General features: G+C 62.9%; 2 protein-coding genes and 2 pseudogenes. 2 read left to right on the plus strand and 2 right to left on the minus strand.

What is annotated here, in order from left to right; genetic code table 11:
• Together PF446_RS03040 and murU are read left to right on the plus strand one after the other, a co-directional pair.
• Positions 1 to 809, plus strand: an 809-nt coding sequence (locus tag PF446_RS03040) for a phosphotransferase (RefSeq protein ID WP_298069605.1), incomplete at its 5' end; no start/stop codon positions are given.
• A gap of 5 nt (positions 810 to 814) precedes the next feature.
• Positions 815 to 1,522 (plus strand): N-acetylmuramate alpha-1-phosphate uridylyltransferase MurU, encoded by a 708-nt coding sequence (gene murU, locus PF446_RS03045; protein ID WP_298069607.1) that lies wholly within the window; start codon positions 815 to 817, stop codon positions 1,520 to 1,522.
• A 33-nt stretch (positions 1,523 to 1,555) separates the two neighbouring features.
• Here the strand turns inward: murU and PF446_RS03050 are convergent.
• A pseudogene (locus PF446_RS03050) lies at positions 1,556 to 1,699 on the minus strand (IS481 family transposase); the annotation flags it as partial.
• Between the two features lie 237 nt (positions 1,700 to 1,936).
• Positions 1,937 to 2,251, minus strand: a pseudogene (locus PF446_RS03055) (protein translocase subunit SecF); the annotation flags it as partial.

The following is a 2,251-nucleotide window of genomic DNA, read 5'->3' on the forward strand; positions in this document are numbered from 1 at the left end:
TGCGCGAAGTCGGCCTGCATGCGCCTGAAGTGCTGGCAGAGGATGCCCAGCGGGGTTTCGTGCTGATGTCCGACCTGGGCCATACGCACTATCTGGAGATGCTCAACGAGGACAATGCCGACGCGCTCTACGGAGAAGCCATGGATGCCTTGCTGATCATGCAGCGCGACATCGAGGTGGGCAGCCTGCCCACCTATGATGCCGCCATGCTGCACAACGAAGTGCAACTGATGACGGAGTGGTTCCTGGGTCGGCATCTGGGCATCCATCCGGACGCCACGGACCGGGGCATGCTGGAGGCGGCGTTTGACCATCTGATCGAAAGCGCCACTTCCCAGCAGCAGGTCTTCGTGCATCGGGATTTCCACAGCCGCAACCTGCTGCACACGGAAACCAACACTCCCGGCATCATCGATTTTCAGGGCGCCGTGCGCGGGCCGATCACCTATGACCTGGCATCACTGCTGCGCGACTGCTACATCCGCTGGCCGCTTGCGCGCGTGGAATCCTGGGTCGAGACGTATCGCCGCCGTCTGCTGGACGAGGGCATGATCATGGCCGGCCTTGATCGCGCACGCTTCCTGGAGGCTTTCAACCGGATGTGCCTGCAGCGACACATCAAGGTGCTGGGCATCTTCTGCCGACTGCACTACCGCGATGGCAAGGCCGGCTACCTGAAGGACCTGCCACGCGTATTCGACTACATCCAGGACGTGGCTGCACGCCAACCGCAGGTGCAGATGCTGGCCCGCTTCCTGCGCCGCTGCGTAGGGGACCGGGACCTGACGCTTCCCCTGACCCAGGCATGAGCGAAATGCGCGCGCTGATCTTCGCGGCCGGCTTGGGCACCCGCATGCGCCCCCTGACCGACCACACTCCGAAGCCATTGCTGGAAGCGGCTGGAAAACCTTTGATCGCATGGCATCTGGAGAAACTTTCGGCGCTGGGCATACGCGAGGTGGTAATCAACACAGCCCATCTGGGCGCACGTTTTCCGCAGCTGCTCGGCAACGGCGCGCACTGGGGACTGCGCCTGCACTATGCGTACGAAGGCGAGGTGCCGCTGGAGACCGGAGGCGGCATGCTGAACGCGCTGGATCAGCTGGGCGATGCGCCGTTCCTGGCCATCAACGGCGACATCTGGACCGATTTCGATTTCGCCACACTGCCCGCCGCACCGCGCGATCAGGCGCACCTGGTGCTGGTCGACAATCCGGAGCACCACCCACATGGCGATTTCCGGCTGGACGTCCATGGCGGCCTGCATGACGACGAAGCGGGCCCACGCCTGACCTTCGCGGGCATCGGCCTGTACCGCCCGCAGTTGCTCGAGCACTGGCGCGCTGTGGTCGGAGATACGCAGGGCGCGCGCCGCCAGCCGCCAGCATTCGGGCTGGCGCCGCTACTGCGCGCAGCGATGTCCGCGGGCCGCGTGGACGGTCAGCATCACGGTGGGCGCTGGACCGATGTCGGCACCCCGCAGCGTCTCGAAATGCTGGATAAAACGCTTCGGACTCGCTGAACAAGCAGCCGTCTCCAGCGTGTCGACTTGGATCTAGCTGTGTAAACCCAGCACGTTGTTCAGTGGAATCGTGATGCGGCTGATCGGTGGCCGATAACCGAGACTGGCATGGCATCGGTGCCAGTTGCATTGATGAAGCCAGGGCAGCATGTGATCTGCACGCTTCTCGGAGCTGTTGCAGCATCACTCAAGGACCTCGCTCCCGAGCTGAAGCCATGTCCGGACCGGCACGTGAAGAAACCACGACGGCCACAAGCGTCCCCATGAAAACAAGCCCGACATGTCTGACAGATATCGTCCATGCCTGCCTCATATGGATCGCTCCATACCCCAACAAAGACGCAACGACCTCTGGTGATCCATGCAAAAAGGCCCGGTCTGCACCGGGCCTTTCAAGGTGTGGGCGCGCCCTTGTCAGGGCCGGCGCGCCAACTCCGGATTGTCTTTCGAAACCGGCATCAGGTCCTTCTTCGACACGCCCAGCCACAGCAGAATCGGGCTGGCCACGAAGATCGACGACAGGGTGCCGATCACGATACCGATCAGCATGGTGATGGCGAATCCATGCACAGTCGGACCACCAAACAGGAACAGCGCGCCCATGGTGATGGCCGTGAACAGCGAGGTGATGATGGTTCGCGACAAGGTGTTGTTGATCGAGCGGTTGAGGATTTCCTCCGGCTCGGCCTTGCGCGCCAGCCGGAACAGCTCGCGCACGCGGTCGAACAC

Origin of the sequence: Oleiagrimonas sp. (genome assembly GCF_027858935.1) — a bacterium.
Lineage (GTDB): Bacteria > Pseudomonadota > Gammaproteobacteria > Xanthomonadales > Rhodanobacteraceae > Oleiagrimonas.